We start from the raw sequence: 16520 nt of genomic DNA, 5'->3' as shown, positions 1-16520 counted from the left end.
CGGGCCTGGTTGGGCCCGTTTTTCGTTTAAAGCTGCGCTACAAGTCATGTCTTAATGGCAGTGGCCTGAATCAGTGCAGAGAATTAGAAAGATGTACACTTAAGTGTTAAGTTGTGCATTGATATAAGATGTTCTACGGATTGAGAGAAGGTTTTGCAAGGAGAGTCGATATTTTCCATACCTCATGAGTGGCCCTTACGAAGGGATATTGCAGAGTGGGAAGATGAATACATTGTTAACTCAATTGAGATAGGTCATGACAAACCCCGTTATGCCCGAAGGTGTTATTAGCCGGCGCGATCACATGCACTGGTTGCAATGCGGAGATTTAACACCCGAACAACGCAAAGTACTTTTACGTTACAAGTGTTTGAGTGAAGTGCCCGGCTATGCCTTTTGGGAGTGGGACTTTAACCGTCAGACGTTCATCAACAATGGCCAGTTGTGGCAGCAGGCTGGCTATACGGTTGAAGAGGTTGAGTCCGTTACCGATGCGGTAGAAGTCCGTGCTTTTTTTCACCCTGATGATGTTTCTATCGTCTTAGATGCCGTGCGAGAGCATATGGTGTCGGATACCCCTATCCATATGACTTACCGTATTCTGAAAAAAGACGGGGGCTATATTTGGGTGACCAGCTTAGGCCAGTCTCGCCGGGATCGACATGGGTTGATCATCAACGTTTCGGGTGTGACGTTTGAATCCTCTAGCATGAAACAAACCCAAGAGCGATTGCACGAAAGTAAGTTACGCCATTCCCGTATTATGAGTTCGTCTAACGATGGAATTTGGGAGTGGAAATCAGAGGGTGATCGCTTGGAGTTTAGTGATCGATGCTGGGAGCACTTGGGATTTCAATCGCTCGACGAATTTATGGAAGAGGCGGATGCTCGTGAAGCGCCCAATGGGCCAATTAATCGCTTTTTACAAGCTTGGGTAAATCGGATTCATGAGGAGGATTTTCCTCGTTTACAGGAAGATTTTTCTCTCTGTTTGCAAAGCCAACAACAATTGGATTTAGAATATCGGATTGCTGGTAAAGACGGGTTGTATCGTTGGGTACGTACACGAGCGCGTTTTGAGTTCGATGACTCCGGTATAGTTTGTCGATTAACCGGCACCAATATGGATATCACAGAATTAAAAGGTGCTGAGGAAAGGCTGAGTCATGCTCGTGATGCAGCCGAGAGAGCTAATCAGGCGAAGTCAGATTTTTTGGCAAGCATGAGCCATGAGTTACGAACGCCCATGAATGCCATTATGGGGTTTGCGCAATTATTTGATTATGACGCTAACCTTACCGATGATCAGCGAGAAAATATTCGTGAAATCCTAAAAGCAGGCGAGCATTTATTGCAATTGATTAATGATGTGCTGGATCTTTCTAAAATTGAATCTGGTAATGTCACCTTGTCTTTAGAGCCAGTACAAGTTAGCTCTGTCATTCGAGATTGTGTTGGGTTAAGTCACCCTTTGGCGGCGAAGCATTCGGTTTCATTGCAAGCGGATTTGGACAGTGTGGATGATCTTTTTGCGGATTGCGATAGCGTGCGCTTAAAGCAAGTTGTATTGAACTTGTTAAGTAATGCCATTAAATACAATTTGGATGGCGGATGGGTGCGGGTCCAAATATTTCCCCACGACGAAGATACGTTGTGCATCAGTATTGAAGATAACGGCGTTGGTATTTCGGAGTTAAAGCAAAAGCAATTATTTCAACCCTTTAATCGACTTGGAGCGGAAAATACCAGTATTGAAGGTACTGGGGTAGGTTTGGTCATTACGAAACGTCTTGTGGAAATGATGGGTGGCCATATGACGGTATACAGCCAAGAAGATGTCGGAAGTTGCTTTGAAATTTATCTGAAGAGCCGTAAAGATTGGAGTGATTTACCGGATGAATTATTGGCGCAGCGTCACCTGCAACAGAAACAAATACAGTTAGCCATTCAATCTGAGCGTAAAGTTCTTTATATCGAAGATAATCAGGCCAATGTGCGTTTAATGCATCAATTTTTTCAGCATATTGAGAATGTTGAATTGGTTGTTGCGGAAGAGTCATTTTTGGGGCTGTACAAGGCTCGTACAGAAAGACCGGATTTGATTATACTCGATATTAACTTGCCGGTAATTGATGGCTATGAGGTATTGGAAGTGTTGCGCAACGATAGCATTACTCGCGATATTCCCGTTGTCGCATTAACGGCGAATGCGATGTCTAAAGATGTTGCACGAGGGGAAGAAGCGGGGTTTTATGCTTACATGACCAAACCCTTAGATATCGTGAGGTTGGCTGGTATTTTAAATGAAATTTTCCAACAGCAATTAAACTCTGAATAATCGTTGTGTTAATGTGGTTTTACTAAACAAAGATTAGTACAACAATCAATATGGAACTGAATTTGACTAGGCCGCTCAATGAGCATCACTCCACTGCATCGACAATTGACCCCAGACCAGCATCGCTCTATTGAGCATTTAAAAAATCGTTTTGAGCGTTTTAATTCTATTCCTGGATATGGATTTTGGGAGTGGGATCTTGTGCAAAATAAATTCGACTTAGCAGATGGCCAGTTGTGGCGTGATTTAGGCTATAGCCGAAGCGTGACCGACAACATTGAGACGCTAGAGGAAATTCAAGAGTTCGTTCATGAAGACGATAGAGATGCGATACCTGTCGCGATGCGAAACCACTTTGCTGAAAATAAACCTTATGATGTGACGTTTCGCCTGTTGTGTGCCGATGGTAGTTGGCGGTGGGTTCAGGCGCGTGGCGGCTCAGTGCGAGCGGATACCGGTGCGGTTATTTATTTTGCTGGAGTGAATTTTGACATCAGTGATGAGAAAAGTGCCGAGCGGGATTTGCGGGAAAGTGAGAAACGCTTTCAGCGTATTATTGAATCCTCCAACGATGGGATTTGGGAGTGGAGCCGTAAGGGAGGGCAGTTCCATTTTTCGGCACGCTGCTGGGAGTTGTTGGGATACCATCAAGATGATGATGAGGTTAATAAAGGCAATGATCGCTATAAAACCTGGCGCTCTTTTATGCATGATGGGGATCGGCAAAAATTCGATCAAGCGCTTGAATATCATATGACCCATGGTACTCCATTTGATGTGGAGTACCGTATTAAAGGTAAGTCCGGTGAGTGGCATTGGATACGAGGGCGTGGTCAGGTTATTTATGACGAGAATGGTGAAGTGGAGTTTATGTCCGGTGCGAATGTGGATATCACCGAACTTAAACGTGCCGAAGAAAGAGTTTTAGCGGCTAAGGAATTGGCTGAGCATGCAAACCAAGCGAAGTCTGAATTTCTGTCTAGTATGAGCCATGAATTGCGTACCCCGATGAATGCCATTTTGGGTTTTACGCAATTGTTTGACTATGATGACAACCTCACTAATGATCAACTTGACAACATCTCTGAAATTCGTCGAGCGGGTAATCACCTTCTTAATTTAATTAATGATGTATTGGATTTGTCGAAAATAGAAGCGGGTAAAGTGCAGTTGTCGATGGAGCCGGTATTGGTTTCAAGGGTAGTGAATGATGTTATTTCGTTTTGTCGTCAGCAAGCTGATAAACAACAGGTATCACTCAGCTTTGAGCCAAATCATTGCGGTGATTTTTATATTCAGGCAGATCAAGTACGTTTTCGGCAAGCGTTGTTGAACCTTGTATCCAATGCGATTAAGTACAACAAGCCGGGTGGTCGAGCTGTAGTAAGTTTAAACACTACAACGAATAACGCATTATTGATTACGGTAAGAGACACAGGAAGGGGAATCTCGGAACTACACAAAAATCAACTTTTCCAAGCATTTAATCGGTTGGGTGCGGAAGGCAGTAATATTGAAGGGAGTGGTATCGGCTTATTGATCACTCGTAAATTAGTGGAAATGATGGGAGGGCATTTGGATTTTGAATCGGAAGAAGGAGTAGGCAGTAGCTTTCAGATTCAAATGTCAGAAGCGAAGTTTACGTCTGAAGAAGAAATGCCAGGCAGAACCAATAAATCCCTCTCCGATAAGCGGGTGGATACAAAAGCTTTTCGGGGTAAAAAATTACTGTATGTAGAAGATAATCAGGCTAATGTTCGTTTGTTAGAGCAATTTTTCAGTAAGTTTGAAGGGTTAACCTTGGACATTGCTGCGGAAGGTTTTGTTGGTTTGTACAAGGCGAGAACTGAAAAGCCGGATATTATTTTACTGGATGTCAACCTTCCAGGGATGGATGGTTTTGAGGTGCTTTCTATTCTAAAGCAAGACCCTATTACGGAGCGGATACCCGTTTTGGCGGTCAGTGCCAATGCCATGCCTATGGATATTGAGCGGGGTATTAAAGCTGGGTTTGACGATTATTTATCAAAGCCTGTGGATGTGGTGGTATTAGTCAATGCGATTGAACGGGCTTGGGCAAAGGCTCAGTATTGAGCGCTTGGATTGGGAGTCTGCTGAGCAGATAGGCAGAAGCGGTATAGTAGGAGTATGAATAATATCCATACTCCTTTATTAGCAGTGGTGTACCTACTGTTATGAAGGTAAGATTTTACTTTATGTCTTTTAGGTGTTTGCCAACGGTTTGCAGTAAAGGTTTGAAGACTTTAGGTGATCCGCACACTACGTGACCGCTTTGTAAATAGTCTATGCCGCCTTTAAAGTCGCTAATCAGCCCCCCTGCTTCTTGAACCAAAAGTGCACCAGCGGCGATATCCCACTCTTTCAAATACATCTCAAAGAAGCCATCAAAACGGCCAGCTGCCACGTAGGCTAGGTCTAGGGCTGCTGCTCCGGGTCGACGCAAGCCAGAGGTTTGGCTGGCAATTTCTTTCATGGCATCCAGGTAGGGATTGATGTTGTCTAAAGCAGGGCCACTGAATGGAATGCCTGTGCCGATGAGGGCACCGTTTAAGCTTTTGCGATCCGTCACACGAATACGACGTCCGTTGAGTGCGGCGCCTTTTCCGCGAGAGGCGGTAAATTCTTCGCGCTTGATGGGGTCTAATACAACAGCATGTTGTACTTTACCTTTGTATTTACAGGCAATAGAGATGGCGAAATGTGGAATACCGTGGATGAAATTAGTGGTGCCGTCTAGAGGGTCGATAACCCACTCATAATCGCTGGTTGAGCCATCACTAGAACGTCCAGCTCGGTATCCGCCTTCTTCGCCGAGGATGTTATGTTCTGGGTAAGCTTTTTTTAGGTGATAGACGATTTCTTTCTCGCTGGCTTTGTCGATTTCAGTGACAAAGTCGTTGCGGCCTTTCTCTTCAATGGCCAGAAGATCAACACGCTCAAGGGCGCGCTCCATCAATTCACCGGCTTTACGTGCGGCACGTAAAGCCATTGTTAGCATGGGTTCCATGAAAAGGTACTCATTTGATTGGTAAAACGAAAGACGTTAAAGAGCGGGGACGAACAATTGGGTCATGTGCGCGCTTTTCTTTTGGCCACCTCTTGCTTCAAGTGGACAGGTGGGCCGATAGATATTCGAGCGTCGAACAAAGTGCATAATTAGCTGCTATTGCCTTAATTTATAAAAAAAGAGGCAAAAATGGTACGCCAATTCAATTGTTATCCTAAAAACAAGCCGGCGATTGTAACAGCAGACCTGTAACAACACTAGCAGATTTGCTAAACTCCGGCGCCGTTTTTAGGCCGCTTTACAGTGCGTTGGGCGATAATATAGCCCTCTAAAGGTTAGGCAGCACATTTTTATTTAACGCCAACGAGGTTTGGTGTTTGATCATCCTCCTAAAGAGAATTTTTACATGAGTACGGTTAAGCCCAATAACGATCCCGAGCAATTTCATCGTGTACGCATAGTGTTGGTGAATACCACTCATCCAGGCAATATTGGCGCAGCCGCCAGAGCGATGAAGAATATGGGTTTATCGCAATTGTATTTGGTGGCACCCAAACAGTTTCCCGCAGAAGAGGCAGTGTGGCGTGCCGCTGGTGCTGGCGAGATTTTAGATTCGGCGGTTGTCGTGGAAACGCTGGATGAGGCGATTAAAGACTGTGGTTTGGTGGTGGGCACCAGTGCTCGTGAACGCCGTATTCCATGGCCTTTGCTGACACCAAAAGAATGTGGTGATCGTGCTTGGGCAGAGACTTCAGAGCATGATGTAGCGATCGTTTTTGGTCGAGAAGACCGAGGGTTGACCAATGAAGAACTGCATAAGTGTAACTATCATGTGCATATTCCGGCCAATCCAGAATACAGTGCTTTAAACTTAGGAACAGCGGTACAGGTGGTGGCCTATGAATTCCGTATGTCGGCATTGGCGGCGATGTCGGGTAAGCCTGTTCATTTTGATGATTGGGATGTGCCGCCGGCGAAAAATGAAGCCGTAGAGAGTTATTTTGAGCATTTGCATGGAACGCTGGAGCATATTGGCTTTTTAGAGCCGAGTAATCCTCGCCAGACCATGACGAGGCTGCGGCGTTTGTACAACAGGGCTCGACTGGATGAAATGGAGATTAATATTTTACGAGGTATTTTGACTGCGACCCAAAATTACGTGTATCACACCGATAAAAAAATAGCAGAGTTGGAAGCTCGTTTGTCTGAGAAAGTGGAATCAGAACAGGATACTTCCGGCCATTTGAAGCATTAATCCGCTATTTTTCGTCAAAGCTGAAGAGCACAAAGTCGTAGAGGTGCTCAAATTAGAGATACAAAAATTTTAGAGATACAAAGAGTAATGCTGAATTTTTTACCTGCTCCTATCGTAGGGGTTCTTGCCTGTTTGCTAATGTCCATCAATATCCTTTTTTGGTGCGCGTTATTATTTCTCTTTACGTTCATCAAGCTCATTTTTCGTGGCGACAAAATGCGCAAGCGCTTAGATCCTATTCTTATTGCTATTGCTGAAAACTGGATCAGCGGTAATAAAGTTTGGATGGCCATGACTCAGCGTTGTCGATGGCAGGTTGAGGGTGTGGAGCGATTACGTCGCCGGGGTTGGTATTTGGTGAATGCCAACCATCAGAGTTGGGCAGATATTTTTGTTCTGCAAAGTGTATTAAACCGAAAAATTCCGTTTTTAAAATTTTTCTTAAAACAAGAGCTTGCCAAAGTACCTCTTATGGGACAGGCATGGTGGGCATTGGATTTTCCGTTTATGCGCCGATTTTCTAAAGAATATTTGGAAAAAAATCCCAACATGCGCGGAAAAGACTTGGAGGCGACTCGTAAAGCCTGTGAACGCTTTTCATTGGTTCCTACAAGCGTTATGAACTTTCTCGAAGGAACGCGTTTTTCTATAAAGAAGCATCAGCAGCAGAAATCGCCTTTTCGTCACCTTCTACTGCCCAAAGCAGGTGGAATAGCGTTTGCGGTGAATTCTTTAGGGGATAAATTTCATTCACTGTTAGATGTGACCATTGTTTACCCTCAAGGTGTGCCGAGCTTTTGGGACTTTTTAAGTGGTCGTATGCGTGAAGTGATTGTACAGGTGAGAGAATTGGAAATCCCCGATGTGTTGTGTTCGGGCGATTATCAAAATGATGAAGAGTTTCGACACCAATTCCAACAATGGGTACAACAGCTTTGGGTTGATAAGGATCAGCTCATCGGAGATTTATTGGCTCAATACGCACCGGGCCGCCATAGTGCTACTAAGTCGGCTGAATCGCTTTAGTCTCCCAGCGCATGATGTTCTTGTAGAAAGATATTTTCGTAGAGAGATGATGACTGCTCGGTGATTGGCTTAATGTTTGTTCTTTAGTGACTACATACTTTCAGTACTTAGTCTCAGTACCTACTTCTCAGTACCTACCTACTCTAGAGCTTGGATGTATCGATGAAAAAGCAACCCATATACCTTGATTATGCCGCAACCACACCCGTTGACCCTTCGGTGGTTGAAGCGATGTCTCAATGTTTAATGTTGGATGGAAATTTTGCGAATCCGGCCTCACGGTCTCATCGATATGGTTGGCAGGCTGAAGAGGCGGTAGAGAATGCGCGTCGGCAAGTGGCCGATCTGATTGGTGCCGACCCCCGAGAAGTGGTGTGGACCAGTGGTGCGACAGAATCCGATAACTTGGCCATCAAAGGAGCAGCATTGGCCAATAAAGAGCGTGGACAGCACCTGATTACTTCTATGATCGAGCATAAAGCCGTATTGGATTGCTTTGCGTGGTTGGAGCAAGAGGGCTTTGTTGTGACTTATCTACAGCCTTCTGCAGAGGGCATGATTCATCCTGATCAAGTGAGAGACGCTTTGCGTGAGGACACGATACTCGTGTCATTGATGCATGTGAACAATGAGTTGGGTACAGTCACCGATGTGGCGGAGGTAGGGGCACTTTGTCGTGAGCGAGGGGTGCTTTTTCATGTGGACGCTGCACAAAGTGCAGGTAAATTTCCTATCGACGTCATGGCGATGAATATTGATTTATTGTCTGTTTGCGCGCATAAAATATACGGCCCAAAGGGGGTTGGGGCGCTCTATGTCCGTCGTCGTCCACCTCTATCGATAGCGGCTCAAATCCATGGCGGGGGACACGAAAGAGGCTACCGCTCAGGTACATTAGCAACGCACCAATGTGTTGGTATGGGGGCAGCCTTTGAACTTGCAGGTCAGCAGAGAAAGGGTGATGCTGAGCGTATTTCACGCTTGTCTATGTTACTGGCCGATGGTCTTCAGACTTTGGGAGGGGTGGTGTTTCATGGCGATCAAACTTCTAAATGGCCTGGGATTCTGAATGTAGGCTTTCAGTGTGTGGATGGCGAGCATTTGCTCTTTGCTCTCAAAGATATTGCAGTTTCATCCGGTTCTGCGTGCACATCAGCCAGTGTAGAGCCATCCTATGTATTAACGGCCATTGGCGTGCCACCGTCACTGGCACACAGTTCGCTTCGATTCAGTATCGGTCGATTTACCACGCAGGATGATATCTCTCAAACTTTGGATATCGTGGGTAATGTTCTTGAACAGCTTTCACGTTTGTCATCCTGATGCTTTTATGTGTTACCACTATATAATTTTTTACCACTATGTAGTGCCACCTTTATGTCCCGACATCTTTAGAGCGTTTTTTTCGAGCTGGGTTGGTGCGATGCGGTGCGGTGTTTAGTGGTGTTGATCATCGTTGTGATAAACCGTGGCCGCTTTCGGATTTTCGCAGGAACACAGGCTTGCTTCTCAGTCATAGGAAATTCATGGTAATGGGCGTATAATCCGCCCTCGATTTTGGGGTGGTGTCGAAATAACGAGGCTTTTCCTAGGGTGTCGGCACTGAACGAGCGGTTAAAAATACGTTCGTAAACCTGATTTTTATTCACGTAAACTGCAATTCGGAGACTTTCATGGCAGTAGAACGCACATTATCCATTATTAAGCCAGACGCTGTTGCAAAAAATGTTATTGGCGAAATTAATGCTCGTTTTGAAAAGGCGGGTTTGAACATTGTTGCAATGAAAATGGTAAAACTGGACGACGAAAAAGCCGGTGGTTTCTACGCAGAGCACAAAGAACGTCCATTTTTTAAAGATTTGGTTGAATTCATGACTTCTGGTCCTGTTGTGGTTCAGGTTCTTGAAGGTGAGAACGCGGTGATGGCCAATCGTGATTTGATGGGCGCTACGAATCCACAAGAAGCGGCGGCAGGTACTATTCGTGCTGATTTTGCCAACAGCATTGACGCGAATGCGGTTCATGGCTCAGATTCTACTGAATCAGCGGCTCGTGAAATCAGCTACTTCTTCGCTGACGAAGAGATTTGCCCACGTTAATTGTGGCATTGAATGTTTGAGGTATTGAGATGTCGGATGAGATGAATTCTAAAGTTGTGGTAACGGGCGCTGAAGGCGTCAAATCACCGACGATGGAAAAAGTGAATTTGTTGGGATTAAGCCCCCAAAAATTGCAAGATTGGTTCGTTAGTATTGGCGAAAAGCCCTTTCGTGCTAAGCAAGTTCTCAAATGGATTCATCAATTGGGCATCTCAGACTTTGACTTGATGACCAACATCAGCAAAGACTTGCGTAAAAAGCTCCATACTCTTGCGTGTGTAAAAGCGCCAGAGGTGATGCAGCAATTGGACTCATCGGACGGTACCCGAAAGTTTTTGATTTCTATTCCGGGTGGCAATGTCGTTGAAACAGTGTTTATTCCCGATGGAGAGCGTGGAACCTTGTGTGTTTCTTCTCAAGTCGGATGTTCCTTAGACTGCAGTTTTTGCGCCACTGGTAAGCAAGGTTTTAACCGAGACTTGAGTGCTGCAGAAATTATCGGCCAAGTATGGATTGCGGCAAAGTCTTTTGGTCAATTAATGCCGGATGGACCTAGAAAAGTCACGAATGTTGTGATGATGGGCATGGGCGAGCCCTTATTAAATTTTGATAACGTTGTGGATTCCATGGCGTTGATGATGGACGACAATTGCTACGGTATATCGAAGCGTCGAGTAACATTAAGTACCTCTGGTGTCGTGCCTGCGTTGGACAAATTAGGGCAATACACGGATGCGTGTTTGGCTATTTCATTGCACGCCCCTAATGATGAGCTTCGCAACGAATTGGTTCCCATCAATAAAAAATACCCCATTGCAATGCTGCTCGATAGCGCTCAACGTTACATTGAGGGCCTACCTGATTCTCATCGCAAAATTACCATCGAATACACCTTGATCGATAAGGTGAATGACCGCCCTGAGCACGCTTATGAGCTTGCGGAACTATTGAAAGAGGTTCCGGTTAAGATCAACCTTATACCGTTTAATCCATTTTCACTTTCGAACTATAAGCGAGTGAGTAATAACGCACTGCGTCGGTTTCAAGATATTTTGATTTCTGCCGGTTATACCACTACCATTCGCACGACGCGTGGCGATGATATTGATGCGGCTTGTGGGCAATTGGCGGGTAGTGTGAATGACCGGACGCGACGAAGCGAGCGCTACCGTAACACGCTACAAAGCGCAGTAGATGAACCAGTTCGTTTGATACAGTAAGGTTGTGTTGAGTCTAACCGGTTTGCGTCTCGGAGGCGGTCTGTTTTGTCTTACGCCTAGTTTGTGCCCACTATTTTGTACCCACTATCGCGTTGTTTAATAAAAGATACATTAATAAAAATACGGTGTTTAATAAGAGCAGCCTGAAAGAGAGCTGACGATAACAGTACACTGGGGGTGTGAATGAGCCGGTGGAGACAATTTGGGTTTCCTTTTGTTGTTTGGTTAATGGCAGCGATCTTGTCAGGTTGTGTAACAACGACTACGGGTGCCAAGCCCAGTATCGATAAAGAAAAATCCCTCGCCACTCGACTACAGCTCACCCTGGGCTATATCCGTCAAGGTAATCGAGATGCCGCTCGTACCAATCTTAATCGCGCTCGCGATATCAATCGTTCTGATCCTAGAATATTCAACGCTGAGGCCATGCTCTACCAGCTAGAGGGTGAGTCTGAACTTGCCGAAAAAGCGTTCCGAAATGCCATTCGTATAGATCCAGGCTACAGTGCTGCCAGAAACAATTATGGTGTATTTCTAGCCAGTAAAGGGCGACTTGAAGAAGCGATTGATCAATTTGATATCAGTGGAAAAGACATCGAATACGAACGTCGTGATACCGCTTTATTAAATCTTGGCCAGACTGCATTGAAACTTGGAGATGAAGATAAAGCCAAAGCCAGCTTAGAACACGCAGTGATGTTAAATCGCCAATTGGGAGCAGCTCTGATTGAGCTGGCAGAAATTGAATTTAAACTTCGGAACTATTCTGCGGCCAAAGAGTATATAGACCGCTTTGAGCAGAAAAATAAGCCCAGCCCCCGCTCTTTGTGGTTAGGTATTCGATTGGAAAGAATCTTTGGAAACAAAGATAAAGAAGCGAGTTTGGTGTTGGCGCTAAAAAACCGATACCCTTACTCCAATGAATACCTTGAGTATAAACGTTTGGCGAATCAGTAAACTGCGGTACTTCGATGACCATAGAAATTGAGACAGAAACCGTAACGATTTTATCCGCTGGTGATGTACTTCGAGATGCTCGTGAAGCTTCAGGGATTGATCTTTCCACAGTGTCTGCAGCGTTGAATATGAGTTCAGCGAAGCTTGAAGCGCTGGAGTCGAATCATTTTGAAAGCTTAGTTGCACCGGCCTATATTCGAGGGTATCTCCGCTCTTATGGGCGTTGGCTTGGGATCGATCCTGAGCCGTTGGTGCGATGGTATGATCAAGAGCATGCACCTTCCAGCTCATCGGGTAGCTCGCACCCTGAGGCAGCTCCACAACCCATGCGGGAGCCTATTGAAAAGCCGCACCCTGAATGGACTTGGCCTATTGTCATTGGCGCCATGGCATTGATCTGTTGGGGGGGGTACGCCCTTTGGAGTACAGGAGAAAAGAACGAAATCCCATTGGCGGCGGCTTCCATATCACCTGAGTTGGTGGTTTCTGACACAGTTCCACAGTCCACCACCCCCTCTCCTTCTCAGTTATCCAATTTATCAAACTCTGTGAGCGTGAAGGAAATAGAGAGACGAAATTTAGTCCCTAATCAACAAGTTGAATCATTCTTGGCGGAAAAAGTGACTCAATCCGGTACTCATCAATTAAGCACGTCAAGCGATGGTGGCGGTACTCGTTTGCAACCTGATAAGCAAAATATTGCAGGTGATGAAGTTTTTGATGGTGTAGTTGTTGATGGTGCAGTTATTGATGTAGCTGCTGGTAAGACCGAAGTTAATGAAGGGGTATCAGAGGCGCAAAAACGCTTGGCACCCAATCCTGATCCGGTTGGTCGTTACGCAACAGGTGAAACCTTAGCAAATGCTGCTTCGCATGTAGAAATGGCGCCGGCCACCCTTGATGCAGAATCCCAGGCTGCAATAGAGCAAGCGCGTCGTGCTCAGATTGACGCCGTAGAACGTTCTATTTGGTTAGAGTTTTCAGACGACTGTTGGCTGGAAGTTAAAGATGCTTATGGCGATTCTGTGTATGCCGGCTTGCGTGCTGCAGGAGGCTCTTTAGTCCTGAGTGGTTTTGCACCATTTGAATTTATGTTTGGTAATGTTCACGCTGTGCAATCCTTTGCAATTGATGACGAGCCGATTTCGTTAACGCCAAGAGGGACACGTAATACACTGCGTGTCACTTTGCCCCTTTCACGATGATGTTCAGTGTATAGTACTGAGTCACTGAGGAACGGGTGTTAAACACGATGAAACTAAATTATGCATTTTGAATCTCCAATAAAACGACGTAAATCTCGCCAAATTATGGTGGGTAATGTACCTGTAGGTGGCGATGCGCCCATTTCCGTTCAAAGTATGACCAATACAGAAACAACGGATGTTGCCGCTACAGTTGATCAGATCCAGCGTATTCAAAACGCTGGGGCGGATATTGTTCGTGTATCTGTCCCAAGTCTGGAAGCAGCAGAATCGTTTGGGAAAATCCGAGAGCAAGTGACGGTACCTTTGGTGGCCGATATCCATTTTGATTATCGCATTGCGCTGCGTGTTGCAGATTTGGGGGTCGATTGCCTCCGTATCAATCCGGGCAATATTGGCCGTGAAAAACGCATTCAGGCCGTGATCGAAAAAGCAAAAGAGAAAAATATTCCCATTCGAATTGGTGTTAATGCCGGATCTTTAGAAAAAGACATACAGAAAAAGTATGGTGAGCCCACGCCTGCGGCTCTTGTTGAGTCTGCAATGCGGCATGTCGACTTTCTGGATAGATTTGATTTTCCCGACTTTAAAGTGTCCGTGAAGGCGTCGGATGTTTTCATGGCAGTGGAAGCTTATCGTCAATTGGCGACCAAGATCGATCAGCCCTTGCATTTAGGTATTACGGAAGCGGGTGGATTGCGCTCAGGCACGGTTAAGTCTGCTGTTGGCTTAGGTGCGTTACTGATGGATGGTATTGGCGATACGTTGCGTATTTCCTTGGCGGCAGACCCTGTTGAGGAAGTAAAAGTTGGCTGGGATTTGTTGAAAAGTTTGAAATTGCGCTCTAAAGGAATCAATTTCATTGCGTGCCCGAGTTGCTCTCGTCAAAATTTTGATGTGATTAAAACCATGAATGAGTTGGAGCAGCGCTTAGAAGATATCACTACACCGATGGATGTTGCTGTTATCGGGTGTGTCGTCAATGGCCCGGGTGAAGCAAAAGAAGCGGATATTGGCTTAGCGGGTGGCCAGCCCAATTTAATTTATGTAGACGGTGAAGCCAATTCAAAGCTCAAGAATGATTCTTTGGTGGATAATTTGGAGCGAATGATTCGTAATAAAGCTGATGCGAAAGCAAAGGCTGAAAAAGATATTATTGCGAAAGTATAACTTTCATCGCCCTAAGGGTGGACTTGGGGCGATTTAAATTAGGGTATGGCAAAATCAACCCTCTTATTTTCGATGATCATACAAAGATACAGTTAGGAACCCTCTTGAGTAAAATACAATCCCTCCGGGGTATGAATGACCTAAAGCCCGGTGAATCTGCCACGTGGCAATACCTTGAATCTACCATTTCCGATGTTATAGAACGCTACGGTTATCAGGAAATTCGCTTTCCCATTTTAGAGAAAACCGAGCTTTTTAAGCGATCTATCGGTGAGGTTACCGACATCGTTGAAAAGGAAATGTACACCTTTAATGATCGCAATGATGAAAGTGTAACCTTGCGGCCTGAAGGAACAGCGGTCTGTGTTCGAGCCTGTGAGCAACACGGTTTATTGCATAATCAAACTCAGCGCTTGTGGTACACCGGGCCGATGTTTCGATATGAAAAGCCACAAAAAGGACGGCTTCGTCAGTTTCATCAAATTGGTGTCGAAACTTTTGGGATTGCAGGGCCAGATATTGATGCAGAATTATTGTTGATGACCGCGCGTTTTTGGGCAGCTTTGGGTATTTCAAAGGCGGTACAATTGGAAATCAACAGTATTGGCAGTCTAGAATCTCGAGCGCAGTATAAAGCGGCTTTGGTTGAGTACTTGGGGGAGCGTGAATCCGAGTTGGATGAAGACAGTCAGCGCAGATTATCCACAAACCCGTTGCGTATTCTGGACAGTAAAGACCCCACAACTCAGTCTTTACTGGAGGGTGCCCCTAGTATTTTAGATTTTCTCGACGATCAGAGCCAAGCACATTTTGAGCAATTAAAAGCATTGTTGGAGGCGGCCAATATCTCCTATAAGGTGAATCCTCGGTTGGTGAGAGGGCTCGATTATTACAACAATACGGTTTTTGAGTGGGTAACGACCGACTTGGGTGCTCAGGGCACCGTATGTGCCGGTGGTCGTTATGACGGTCTCACGTCTCAATTAGGCGGTAAGCCTGTTCCTGCAGTCGGTTTTGCGATGGGTGTAGAGCGTTTAGTGTTATTGTTGGACACTTTGGGGGTGGTTCCTGACGGCATAAGCCAGCAAGCCGATGCTTATGTTGTGGCTGTTGGTAATGTAACTGTGCCAGCAATGATGCTTGCAGAGGAACTAAGAGAGCAATGCCCTGGTCTACGAGTCTTCATGCATTGCGGTGCGGGAAATTTTAAGAGCCAACTTAAAAAGGCTGATAAAAGCGGTGCCCACGTGGCCGTTATTTTGGGTGAAAACGAAGTTGAGCAAGGTGTTGTTGGTTTGAAATACCTGCGTGACGACCGCGAACAGGAAACACTATCTCGGGTTGATTTAATTGATGCCCTGAAGGCATTGTGAGTAATCGAGTGAATGTGATCAGTTGAGTGATAAGGCGTGACACAACATTAAATCGCTGCATCAGCAATCACAATGGCAGTAAGTCAAAGACAGTCAATTTATACAATATAAAATTTTAGGAGTAGGCGGTGAGCACGCATTTGACCGAAGAAGAACAAATTGAAGCGTTTAAGCGGTGGTGGAATGAGAATGGAAAAACCACGATAGCCGGTGTGGTATTGGCGGTGGGTGCTTATTTTGGCTGGGACATGTATAACGCATCTCAGCAAGCGAAGGCGGAAGCGGGTTCTGAAATTTTTCAAGATTTAATGGAAGCCGTTGCCACCGAACCTGGCACAGAATTGACGGACGAAAAAATTACCACTGCAAAGCATTTGGCCGGTCAGTTGAAAGAGTCACATAAAGACAGTTACTACGGTGAAAGTGCCGGATTAATGTTGGCGAAACTTGCCGTGGATGCGAATGATTTAGACACGGCAGTGACTGAGTTAAAAGGAGTATTGGAAAGTAACCCGAGTGAGGTGATTCAGGCCGTGGCTGAGCCTCGTCTTGCGAGAGTGCTGGCAGCTCAAGGGCAGTTTGATGAAGCTTTGGCATTGGTTCAGACTCCTAAAGCGGAAGCGTTAACCAGTACTTATGCTGAAATTCGAGGCGATATTTTGCGAGCTAAGGGAGAGGGTGATGCTGCCCGAACAGCCTACCAGCTGGCTTTAGATACCTTGCCCAGCGACCAATCATCGCGTCGTAATTTTCTCACCATGAAATTGGATGACCATGCCGTAGCGTCTACCAACGCAGTCTCTACCACAGAAGCCCAATAGCACCGAGCTGTTGAATATATTGTTTTCC

The 16520-nt window shown here is 45.6% G+C and carries 14 protein-coding genes; 12 read left to right on the top strand and 2 right to left on the bottom strand.

Annotated features, from left to right (window positions below; all coding sequences use genetic code 11):
• The first annotated feature begins 256 nt into the window (after nucleotides 1–256).
• Nucleotides 257–2338: a hybrid sensor histidine kinase/response regulator gene (locus LU351_RS05400; RefSeq protein ID WP_232593038.1), complete on the top strand. Its 2082-nt coding sequence runs from the start codon at nucleotides 257–259 to the stop codon at nucleotides 2336–2338.
• Between the two features lie 78 nt (nucleotides 2339–2416).
• The gene (locus LU351_RS05395) at nucleotides 2417–4432 is read left to right on the top strand and encodes a PAS domain-containing hybrid sensor histidine kinase/response regulator (RefSeq protein ID WP_232593037.1); all 2016 of its coding nucleotides are present in this window, start codon (nucleotides 2417–2419) and stop codon (nucleotides 4430–4432) included.
• A 115-nt stretch (nucleotides 4433–4547) separates the two neighbouring features.
• On the opposite strand, the gene LU351_RS05390 is transcribed toward LU351_RS05395, so the two are convergent.
• Nucleotides 4548–5366: an inositol monophosphatase family protein gene (locus LU351_RS05390; RefSeq protein ID WP_232593036.1), complete on the bottom strand. Its 819-nt coding sequence runs from the start codon at nucleotides 5364–5366 to the stop codon at nucleotides 4548–4550.
• Between the two features lie 406 nt (nucleotides 5367–5772).
• Between LU351_RS05390 and trmJ the strand changes: the two genes are divergently transcribed.
• The 3 genes from trmJ (at nucleotide 5773) to LU351_RS05375 (ending at nucleotide 8970) form a co-directional block, all read left to right on the top strand.
• Complete coding sequence (trmJ, locus tag LU351_RS05385) at nucleotides 5773–6621, top strand: tRNA (cytosine(32)/uridine(32)-2'-O)-methyltransferase TrmJ (protein ID WP_232593035.1); 849 nt, start codon at nucleotides 5773–5775, stop codon at nucleotides 6619–6621.
• An 87-nt stretch (nucleotides 6622–6708) separates the two neighbouring features.
• Nucleotides 6709–7647 (top strand): acyltransferase, encoded by a 939-nt coding sequence (locus LU351_RS05380; protein ID WP_232593034.1) that lies wholly within the window; start codon nucleotides 6709–6711, stop codon nucleotides 7645–7647.
• Between the two features lie 162 nt (nucleotides 7648–7809).
• Nucleotides 7810–8970 (top strand): IscS subfamily cysteine desulfurase, encoded by a 1161-nt coding sequence (locus LU351_RS05375; RefSeq protein ID WP_269783300.1) that lies wholly within the window; start codon nucleotides 7810–7812, stop codon nucleotides 8968–8970.
• A gap of 68 nt (nucleotides 8971–9038) precedes the next feature.
• Here LU351_RS05375 and LU351_RS05370 read toward each other — a convergent pair whose 3' ends face one another.
• Nucleotides 9039–9296, bottom strand: coding sequence for a hypothetical protein (locus LU351_RS05370; RefSeq protein ID WP_232593033.1), 258 nt, complete (start codon nucleotides 9294–9296; stop codon nucleotides 9039–9041).
• Nucleotides 9297–9320: 24 nt separating this feature from the next.
• Here LU351_RS05370 and ndk point away from each other — a divergent pair, with 24 nt between their 5' ends.
• The 7 genes from ndk to LU351_RS05335 all read left to right on the top strand — a co-directional run bounded on the left by ndk (nucleotide 9321) and on the right by LU351_RS05335 (nucleotide 16492).
• Nucleotides 9321–9746: a nucleoside-diphosphate kinase gene (ndk, locus tag LU351_RS05365; protein WP_232593032.1), complete on the top strand. Its 426-nt coding sequence runs from the start codon at nucleotides 9321–9323 to the stop codon at nucleotides 9744–9746.
• Nucleotides 9747–9787: 41 nt separating this feature from the next.
• Nucleotides 9788–10966: a dual-specificity RNA methyltransferase RlmN gene (rlmN, locus tag LU351_RS05360; protein WP_232593082.1), complete on the top strand. Its 1179-nt coding sequence runs from the start codon at nucleotides 9788–9790 to the stop codon at nucleotides 10964–10966.
• 183 nt (nucleotides 10967–11149) lie between these two features.
• Nucleotides 11150–11923, top strand: a complete 774-nt coding sequence (gene pilW / locus LU351_RS05355; protein ID WP_232593031.1) for a type IV pilus biogenesis/stability protein PilW — start codon at nucleotides 11150–11152, stop codon at nucleotides 11921–11923.
• 14 nt (nucleotides 11924–11937) lie between these two features.
• Nucleotides 11938–13128: a RodZ domain-containing protein gene (locus LU351_RS05350; RefSeq protein ID WP_232593030.1), complete on the top strand. Its 1191-nt coding sequence runs from the start codon at nucleotides 11938–11940 to the stop codon at nucleotides 13126–13128.
• 60 nt (nucleotides 13129–13188) lie between these two features.
• Entirely contained in the window at nucleotides 13189–14298 is a 1110-nt protein-coding gene (gene ispG / locus LU351_RS05345; RefSeq protein ID WP_232593029.1) for a flavodoxin-dependent (E)-4-hydroxy-3-methylbut-2-enyl-diphosphate synthase, read from the top strand.
• 104 nt (nucleotides 14299–14402) lie between these two features.
• Nucleotides 14403–15671: a histidine--tRNA ligase gene (gene hisS / locus LU351_RS05340; RefSeq protein ID WP_232593028.1), complete on the top strand. Its 1269-nt coding sequence runs from the start codon at nucleotides 14403–14405 to the stop codon at nucleotides 15669–15671.
• Between the two features lie 128 nt (nucleotides 15672–15799).
• The gene (locus LU351_RS05335; RefSeq protein ID WP_232593027.1) at nucleotides 15800–16492 is read left to right on the top strand and encodes a YfgM family protein; all 693 of its coding nucleotides are present in this window, start codon (nucleotides 15800–15802) and stop codon (nucleotides 16490–16492) included.
• Nucleotides 16493–16520: the final 28 nt, after the last annotated feature.

It is taken from the genome of Marinibactrum halimedae, from assembly GCF_021234875.1.
In the GTDB taxonomy this organism is placed as follows: domain Bacteria; phylum Pseudomonadota; class Gammaproteobacteria; order Pseudomonadales; family Cellvibrionaceae; genus Marinibactrum; species Marinibactrum halimedae.
This window is presented reverse-complemented; position numbering and strand designations above follow the sequence as displayed.

What these genes read in the sequence shown, in the direction of transcription:
- LU351_RS05400 (WP_232593038.1), top strand. Translation starts at nt 257, where the DNA reads ATGACAAACCCCGTTATGCCCGAAGGTGTTATTAGCCGGCGCGATCAC.
- LU351_RS05395 (WP_232593037.1), top strand. Translation starts at nt 2,417, where the DNA reads ATGAGCATCACTCCACTGCATCGACAATTGACCCCAGACCAGCATCGC.
- LU351_RS05390 (WP_232593036.1), bottom strand. Translation starts at nt 5,366, where the DNA reads ATGGAACCCATGCTAACAATGGCTTTACGTGCCGCACGTAAAGCCGGT.
- trmJ (WP_232593035.1), top strand. Translation starts at nt 5,773, where the DNA reads ATGAGTACGGTTAAGCCCAATAACGATCCCGAGCAATTTCATCGTGTA.
- LU351_RS05380 (WP_232593034.1), top strand. Translation starts at nt 6,709, where the DNA reads ATGCTGAATTTTTTACCTGCTCCTATCGTAGGGGTTCTTGCCTGTTTG.
- LU351_RS05375 (WP_269783300.1), top strand. Translation starts at nt 7,810, where the DNA reads ATGAAAAAGCAACCCATATACCTTGATTATGCCGCAACCACACCCGTT.
- ndk (WP_232593032.1), top strand. Translation starts at nt 9,321, where the DNA reads ATGGCAGTAGAACGCACATTATCCATTATTAAGCCAGACGCTGTTGCA.
- rlmN (WP_232593082.1), top strand. Translation starts at nt 9,788, where the DNA reads ATGAATTCTAAAGTTGTGGTAACGGGCGCTGAAGGCGTCAAATCACCG.
- pilW (WP_232593031.1), top strand. Translation starts at nt 11,150, where the DNA reads ATGAGCCGGTGGAGACAATTTGGGTTTCCTTTTGTTGTTTGGTTAATG.
- LU351_RS05350 (WP_232593030.1), top strand. Translation starts at nt 11,938, where the DNA reads ATGACCATAGAAATTGAGACAGAAACCGTAACGATTTTATCCGCTGGT.
- ispG (WP_232593029.1), top strand. Translation starts at nt 13,189, where the DNA reads ATGCATTTTGAATCTCCAATAAAACGACGTAAATCTCGCCAAATTATG.